This is a genomic window from Variovorax sp. 01T439_2, assembly GCF_056398445.1.
Map to the genome: position 1 here is coordinate 1 of NZ_JBFTPJ010000283.1, position 7,741 is coordinate 7,741.

Annotated in this window: 9 protein-coding genes; 3 read left to right on the forward strand and 6 right to left on the reverse strand. The window is 67.1% G+C overall.

Annotated elements, in window-relative coordinates; genetic code table 11:
* The 6 genes from AC1DOC_RS15040 to AC1DOC_RS15065 form a co-directional block, all read right to left on the reverse strand.
* Positions 1–855, reverse strand: an 855-nt coding sequence (locus AC1DOC_RS15040; RefSeq protein WP_478130014.1) for a UxaA family hydrolase, incomplete at its 3' end; no start/stop codon positions are given.
* A gap of 31 nt (positions 856–886) precedes the next feature.
* On the reverse strand, positions 887–2,182 hold the full coding sequence (locus tag AC1DOC_RS15045) for a TRAP transporter large permease (RefSeq protein ID WP_012746864.1): 1,296 nt from the start codon (positions 2,180–2,182) through the stop codon (positions 887–889).
* An 8-nt stretch (positions 2,183–2,190) separates the two neighbouring features.
* Positions 2,191–2,679 (reverse strand): TRAP transporter small permease, encoded by a 489-nt coding sequence (locus tag AC1DOC_RS15050; RefSeq protein WP_012746865.1) that lies wholly within the window; start codon positions 2,677–2,679, stop codon positions 2,191–2,193.
* Positions 2,680–2,742: 63 nt separating this feature from the next.
* Positions 2,743–3,720 carry a TRAP transporter substrate-binding protein gene (locus tag AC1DOC_RS15055; RefSeq protein ID WP_478130015.1) on the reverse strand — a complete coding sequence of 326 codons (978 nt, stop codon included), beginning with the start codon at positions 3,718–3,720 and terminating at the stop codon, positions 2,743–2,745.
* A 52-nt stretch (positions 3,721–3,772) separates the two neighbouring features.
* Positions 3,773–4,663, reverse strand: coding sequence for an SMP-30/gluconolactonase/LRE family protein (locus tag AC1DOC_RS15060; protein ID WP_369664332.1), 891 nt, complete (start codon positions 4,661–4,663; stop codon positions 3,773–3,775).
* Positions 4,653–5,486, reverse strand: coding sequence for an NAD-dependent epimerase/dehydratase family protein (locus tag AC1DOC_RS15065; protein WP_278878940.1), 834 nt, complete (start codon positions 5,484–5,486; stop codon positions 4,653–4,655). The genes AC1DOC_RS15060 and AC1DOC_RS15065 overlap by 11 nt, the downstream gene beginning before the upstream one ends.
* Before the next feature lie 61 nt (positions 5,487–5,547).
* Between AC1DOC_RS15065 and AC1DOC_RS15070 the strand changes: the two genes are divergently transcribed.
* The 3 genes from AC1DOC_RS15070 to AC1DOC_RS15080 all read left to right on the forward strand — a co-directional run.
* Positions 5,548–6,267, forward strand: coding sequence for a FadR/GntR family transcriptional regulator (locus AC1DOC_RS15070; RefSeq protein ID WP_478130016.1), 720 nt, complete (start codon positions 5,548–5,550; stop codon positions 6,265–6,267).
* Positions 6,248–7,222, forward strand: a complete 975-nt coding sequence (locus AC1DOC_RS15075) for a Bug family tripartite tricarboxylate transporter substrate binding protein (protein WP_012746870.1) — start codon at positions 6,248–6,250, stop codon at positions 7,220–7,222. The genes AC1DOC_RS15070 and AC1DOC_RS15075 overlap by 20 nt, the downstream gene beginning before the upstream one ends.
* Positions 7,223–7,265: 43 nt before the next feature.
* A partial coding sequence (locus AC1DOC_RS15080) for a dihydrodipicolinate synthase family protein (RefSeq protein WP_478130017.1) occupies positions 7,266–7,741 on the forward strand: 476 nt, incomplete at its 3' end.

Here is a 7,741-nt window from a genome sequence, read left to right on the forward strand (position 1 = left end):
GGCGGGCACGGTCTCGCGCCGGCGGGCGTTGAGCCGCTCCAGGTGCTCTTCGGCCTGCCGCATGATCGAATCGATCATCGACATGAAGCCGACGTGCGCGTCGTCCTGCAGGCACACCACGTCGAGCTTGGCGTTGGCTGTTTCGCCGACGTCGGCCACGTTGCGCTCGTCCACCAGCGCGATGCTGCCGGGCGGCAGCAGGCGCTCGGGCTGCAGCTTCTCGCAGCCCAGGCTGATGACCATCACCTCGCCGCCGAAGTTCGGGTTGAGGCTGATGTTGCGCAGCGTGCGGATCGGGATGACGGCGTCGGGCGCATCGATGGCCACGCCGCAGCCGTAGCTGTGCGAGAGGCCCACCACGTCGTCGACGTTGGGGTACTTGGGCAGCAGCTCGGCCTTGATGCGCTGCACGGCAAAGTCGACCACGCCCGCCACGCACTGCACGGTCTGCGTGATGGCGAGGATGTTGCGCGTGCCCACCGAGCCGTCGAGGTTGCGGTAGCCCTCGAAGGTGTAGCCCTCCAGCGGCGGCTGCGCGGGCGGGCGCACGGTGGCGATCGGCAGGCCTTGGAGCTCGCGCGCGGCGGGCATCTGCAGCAGGCGTTCGTGCACCCAGCTGCCGGCCGGGATCGGCTTCAGGGCATAGCCGATCGGCACGTTGTAGCGCCGCACCACGCCGCCTTCGGGAATGTCCTCGAGCGCCACCTTGTGCGCCTGGGGCACCTTGTCGACCAGCACCAGGCCGGACGCGAGCACGGTGCCGGCGGGCAGGCCGCCGTCGTTGGCCACGATGGCGACGTTGTCCGCCGCGTGCATGCGGATGAAGTGCGGTGCTCGGGTGTTCGGATCGGTCATCGCGGAACCTCTGTCTTGCTTTGTGCTGCCGTTACTTCACGACCATGAACATGCTCGGCAGCCAGGTCGAGAAGGCCGGCACGAAGGTGACCACCGCGAGCGCGAAGATCAGCGCACCGTAGAACGGCCAGATGGTCTTCATCACCGTGCCCACCGACACGCCGCCAATCGCACAGCCCACGAACTGCGTGGTGCCCACAGGCGGCGTGTTCAGGCCGAGCGCGCAGTTGATCAGCATCACGATGCCGAACTGCACCGAGCTCATGCCGTAGTGCTGTGCAATGGGCAGGAAGATCGGCGTGCACAGCAGGATCGTTGCCGCCATGTCGAGGAAGGTGCCCAGCACGAACAGGATGATGTTGATGAGCAGGAAGATCACCCACGGCGTGCTCGTGATCTGCGACAGCATCTGGCCCGTGAGTTCGGCCACGCCATACAGGCTGATCAGGTAGCCGAAGGTGCTGGAGATGCCGATCAGCAGCAGGATCACGCCGGTGGTGCGCACCGCCTTCGAGGCTGCCTTGACGAAGTGCTCCCACTTCAGCGTGCGGTAGACGAAGATGGTGAGCGCCAGCGCATAGAGCACCGCCACGGCCGCCGACTCGGTCGCCGTGAAGACGCCCGACAGGATGCCCCCGAGGATCAGCACCACGATGAACAGGCCCGGCAGCGCCGCCGCGAACGAGCGCGCCACGATGGCCCAGCCCGGAAAGCTGCCGGCCGGGTAGCCGCGCTTCACCGCCACCAGGTAGGCGGCCGCGAGGTTGCTGAGCGTGAGCACCGCCGCCGGCAGCAGCGCCGCCAGGATCAGCGCCGCGATCGACACCTTGCCGCCTGCCGCGAGCGAATAGATGATCAGGTTGTGGCTGGTCGGCATCAGCGCGCCGACCAGGGCCGCGTGGGTCGTCACGTTGACCGCGTAGTCGGCGTGGTAGCCCTCCTTCTTCATCATCGGGATCATCACGGCGCCCATGGCCGAGACGTCCGCCACGGGCGAGCCCGAGACGCCGCCGAACAGCGTGCAGGCCACCACGTTCGACATGCCGAGGCCGCCGCGCACGTGGCCCACGACGTTGCGCGCGAAGTTGACGATGCGGTCCGCAATGCCGCCGTAGAGCATCAGCTCGCCGGCAAAGATGAAGAACGGAATCGCAAGGAACGAGAAGATCCCCATGCCGGAGGTCATCTGCTGGAAGCCGACTTCCAGAGGAAGGCCTTCATACAGCAGCGTGGACAGGGCCGAGAGGCCGATCGAGAAAGCGACCGGCACGCCCAGCAGCAGGAAGAGCGTGAACGAGAGGCAAAGAATGAGCAGAGGAATCGTCATGATGCGGTTCAGGCCCAGGCGGGTTCGACTTCGCGGCCTTGGGCGAGCGCGATGATGTGTTCGATGGAGAACATCACGATGAGGACGCCGGCCACGGAGGCGGGCACGTATTTCCAGCCCTCGGAGATCCAGAGCGTGGGCAGCCGGTAGTCCCACACCGATTCGGCGAGGGAGGCGCAATTCCAGGCCATGGCCAGGCCGAACACGAGGATCAGTGCGTGGATCAGGTATTCCATCTTCAGCCGCAGCCAGTCGGGCGCGAGCACGAGGAAGGATTCGAGGCCGATGTGGCCCGCGTCGCGCACRCCGACGGCGACGCCGAACATCGTGACGTAGAGCACCAGCAGCAGCGCCAGGCTTTCAGCCCAGGTGGGGGTGTTGTTGAGCACGTAGCGGCCGAACACCTGCCAGCTCACGGCGCAGATCACCGCGACGAGCCCGAGGATGCCCAACCACATGCAGGCACGGGCGAGGGTGCGGCAAAGTTTGGTGTACATAGATTTCTTTGCCCTTCCCCCGGAGGGGGAAGGAAGGGGAGGAGCCAGGTCGAGGAGGCGGACTTACTTCGTGTCCTGCACGCGCTTGACCAGGTCCTTGAGCTTCGCGTCCGTGATGAACTTGTCATACACCGGCTTCATCGCGGCCTGGAACGGGGCCTTGTCGACTTCGATGATCTCGGCGCCGCCGGCCTTCACCGTGGCGAGCGACTTGATCTCGCGCTCTTCCCACTGCTTGCGCATGTAAGGCACCGATTCCTTGGCGGCCTGGCGGATCCAGCCCTGCTCCTCGGCCGAGAGCTTGTCCCATGCGCGCTTGGAGAACAGCAGCATCTCGGGTGCCATCGAATGCTCGGTCTTGCTGTAGTACTTGGCCACTTCGAAGGCGCGGGCGCTTTCGTAGGTCGGGTAGTTGTTTTCGGCGGCGTCGATCAGGCCGGTCTTCAGGCCCGTGTAGACCTCGCCCATGGGCATCGGCGTGGCGTTGGCGCCCATGGCCTCGAGCATCGACACCCACAGGTCAGACTGCTGCACGCGCACCTTCAGGCCCTTCATGTCGGCAAAGCTGCGCACCGGCTTCTTGGCCGTGAACATCGAGCGCGCGCCGCTGTCGTAGTAGGCGAGGCCGACGAAGCCCTGCTTCTCGCACGACTTCAGGATCTCTTCGCCGATCGGGCCGTCGAGCACCTTGTGCAGGTGGTCCACCGAGCGGAACAGGAAGGGCATGGTCGRCACCTGCGTCTCGGCGCAGATGTTGTTCATCGGGGCGATGTTCACGCGCACCATCTGCAGCGCGCCGATCTTGGTCTGCTCGATGGTGTCCTTCTCGCTGCCGAGCGAACTGTTGTTGAACACCTTGATGCTGTGCTTGCCGCCGGAGAGCGCCTTGAGCCGCTCGCTCATGAACTTGACCGCGGTCACGGTCGGGTAGTCGTCGGGATGGATGTCTGCCGAGCGGAACTCGGTGGCGCTGGCAGCCAGTGTGGTGAGCGCGGCTGCGGCGCCGACGGCAAGTGCGATCAGGGTCTTGTGGAGCTTCATTGTCTCGTCCTCTGCGTGGTGGTTGTCGTGAAAAAAGAAAGAAGAAAAAGGGTCAGCCGCCGAACGCCGGCTCGGGAACGCCCGCCACGCCGGGCCGCAGCGCGAACACGCCGCCGGCCAGGGGCTGGTCCGACAGGTCRATGCCGCCGGGCCGGATCGAGGTGACGAAGAGCGTGTCGAGCGCGGGGCCGCCGAAGGCGCACATCGCGGGCTTCTTCACCGGCACTTCGAGCGAGCGGTCGAGCCGGCCCTGGGGCGTGAAGCGGTGCACCAGGCCCGCGTCGTTGCCGCAGATCCAGTAGCAGCCGTCGGCGTCCATGGCCGCGCCGTCGGGGCGGCCGGGCAGCGGCTTCATGTCGGCGAACAGGCGGCGGTTGTGCGGCGTGCCGGTGTCGGTGTCGTAGTCGAAGGACCAGATGGCCTGCACCGCGGGATGCGAATCCGAGAGGTACATCGTGCGGCCGTCGGGACTGAAGGCAAGCCCGTTGGGCACGATGAAGTCGTCCAGCCGCATGGCGGCGCCGGCACTGCCCTTGGCGTAGCTGTAGAGCCGGCCGACGCGCGCGCCGGCGGCCATGTCCTGCAGCATCGTGCCGGCCCAGAAGCGGCCCTGGCGGTCGCAGCGGCCGTCGTTGAAGCGCATCGCGGGCATGGCATGCGCCACGGGTGCGAGCGCGGTGGCGGCCAGCGTGCCGCCGGCCTGCGGCGCGAGCGAGAAGAGGCCGCTTTCCATGCCGGCGATCCAGGCGCCGGGCGCATCGGCGCGCGGCGCGATGCAGGCGATCATTTCGTCCGCATGCCACTGGGCATGGCCTTCGCTCGCATGCCAGCGGTTCAGCGTGCGTGCCGGAATGTCGACCCAGTAGAGCGCCTGCTCCGCGGCATGCCACACCGGGCTTTCGCCGGTGCCGTTGCGTGCATCGAGGACGAGTTCAGCCTGCATCGCCGAACGGTCCCTGTGCCGTGAAGGCGCCGCCCTGGTAGATGGCGTTGGGATCGGTCGGCGCCACGGGCGGCTGCGCCTCGACCTTGTCGCGGAACACCTCGGAACTGTCCTGCGGCACGAAGCCCAGGTGGGCGGCGGCGCTGTTGTCCCACCAGACGTCGCGGTTGTCGGACATGCCGTAGACCACCGTGTGCTTCACGCCGGGCGTGAAGAGCGACTTCTCGAGCAGCGTGGTCAGGTCGCGGTAGCTGAGCCAGGTGCTCATCATGCGGCGGTTGAGCGGCTCGGGAAAGGACGAGCCGATGCGGATGCTCACCGTCTCGATGCCCCAGCGGTCGAAATAGAACTGCGCCATGTCCTCGCCGAAGGACTTCGACAGGCCGTAGTAGCCGTCGGGCCGGCGCGGGGCGTGGGCGTCGATGTGCTCGCTCTGCTTGTAGAAGCCGATCACGTGGTTGGAGCTTGCGAACACCACGCGCTTCACGCCGTGGCGGCGCGCGGCTTCGTAGACGTTGAAGACGCCCTTGATGTTGGCTTCGAGGATTTCCTCGAACGGCCGCTCGACCGAAACGCCGCCCAGGTGCACGATGGCGCTGCAGCCCTCGACCAGTGCGTGGACCGCGGCCTTGTCCGAAAGATCGCAGGGCACGACTTCTTCGTGCGCGCCCTCGGAAGGGGAGAGGGCGGCAATGTCGGAAAGGCGCAAGATCCGGGCGTAGGGGCGCAGGCGTTCGCGCAGGACCTTGCCCAGTCCGCCGGCGGCGCCGGTCAGCAGAATCCGGTGGAGCGGGGTGTTGGGGGCTTGATGGGACGTCGACATTTTTGCTGGCCTGAGAAGTTATCTGTTGTCGTACAACTAATGCGGGATTATTATCGTGACCATGGTCCAGACGACTGCGGGTAATCCCTCAATTTCCGACGCGGCGACAGAAGTTGCCGCCGGCACGCCCTTCGTGGGGCGTCCGCGCCCGCGTGCGCGCGGGCTCGCCCACGGGCTGGTCGAGGACCTGGGCGAAAAGATCCGCAGCCAGCAGCTGCGCCCGGGCGACAAGCTGCCGACCGAGTCGGCCATCATGCAATCCTTCGGCGTGAGCCGCACCGTGGTGCGCGAGGCGCTGTCCAAGCTGCAGGCGGCGGGGCTGGTGGAAACGCACCACGGCGTGGGCACCTTCGTGCTGCAGCCGCGCGCGGCCGGCATGTTCCGGCTCGATTCCGCCGACATCGCCACCTCGGTGGACGTGCTGGCGGTGCTCGAGCTGCGCATCAGCCTCGAGACCGAATCCGCCGGGCTGGCCGCCACGCGCCGCACCGAGGAGCAGCTGCTCGCGATGCGCCAGGCGCTCGACGATTTCGAGCGCAACGTGGCGGTGGCGGGGGACACCGTGGCGCCCGATTTCCGCTTTCACCTGCAGATCGCCCAGGCCACCGGCAATCCGTACTTCGCGGACATCATGAGCCACCTGGGCACCACGATCATTCCGCGCACGCGCATCACCGCCATCCGCAACTACGACCGGCGCGGCGAGTACCTGAGCCGCGTGAACCGCGAGCACGAAGAGATCTACGCGGCCGAGACTCAGAATGAGCTTGAAACGACGTGATCTGATGCTAGGCGCCCTGGGCGGCGGGGTGCTCGCCGCCGGTGGCGTGCATGCCGCGGACAACTGGCCGTCCAGGCCGGTGCGCATCGTGGTGCCGTACCCGCCGGGCGGTTCGTCCGACATCATTGCCCGCTCCATCAGCCAGCCGCTGTCGGAAGCGCTGGGCCAGCCGGTCATCGTCGATAACAAGCCGGGCGCCAACGGCAACCTCGGCGCCGATTTCGTCGCCAAGTCCAAGCCCGATGGCTACACGCTGCTGCTGTGCGACGTCGGCGCGCTCGCCATCAGCCCCTCGGTCTACACGCGGCTGCCTTTCGATCCTTCCAAGGACCTGCGCGGCGTGACCATGCTGGCCTATTCGCCGCACCTCTTGGTGGTGCATCCCTCGGTCCAGGCCAACAACCTGAAGGAACTGATCGCGCTGTCGAAGAAGTCGGAAATCAACTTCGCCGTCACCGCCACCGGCAGTGCGCCGCACCTGGCCGGCGTGGCGCTGGAGCGTGCGAGCGGCGCACGCTGGCAGTACGTGCCCTACAAGGGCGGCGTGCAGGCGGTGCAGGACACGGTCGCCGGCCAGACGCAGATCCTCATGAACGGCATGCTCGCCACCCTGCCGCATGTGCAGAGCGGCAAGCTCAAGGTGCTCGGCGTGTCGAAAGCGACGCGCATGCCGCTGATCGGCGAAGTGCCCACCATCGCGGAGCAGGGCGTGGCCGGCTTCGAGTCGGGCACCTGGCAGGGCGTGCGCGTGGCCAGGGGCACGCCCGACGCCATCGTGCAGCGCCTCAACAAGGAACTGATCACCGTCATCCGCACGGCCGACATCCGCTCGCGCCTCGCGGGGCAGGGCGCCGAGGTCGTGACCATGGCGCCGGCCGAGGAAGAGCAGTTCTTCGGCAAGGAGCGCGCGCGCTGGGCCAAGGTCGTTGCCGACGCCGGCATCAAGCTGGACTGAGCGCCCTCAGCATCCATTTCTTAACTCACTCATTGGTGTCTCGATGAACCCTCAAGAACTCAAATCCATCATGGGCTCCGGCCTGCTTTCGTTCCCGTTGACCGAYTTCGACGCGAACGGGGACTTCAACAAGAAGGGCTACGAGAAGCGTCTCGAATGGCTCGCTCCCTACGGCGCGAGCGCGCTGTTCGCGGCCGGCGGCACCGGTGAGTTCTTCTCGCTGACGGGCGACGAGTACCCCGGCATCATCCAGACCGCGGTCGACACCTGCCGCGGCGTGGTGCCGATCATCGCGGGCGCCGGCGGCCCCACGCGCTTTGCGATCCAGTGCGCGCAGGCGGCCGAGAAGGCCGGCGCGCACGGCATCCTGCTGCTGCCGCACTACCTGACCGAAGCCGGCCAGGAAGGCCTGGCCGCGCACGTGGAAGCCGTGTGCAAGAGCGTGAAGTTCGGCGTGATCGTCTACAACCGCGCCACCAGCCGCCTCAAGCCCGAGACGCTGGCCGCGCTGGCCGAGCG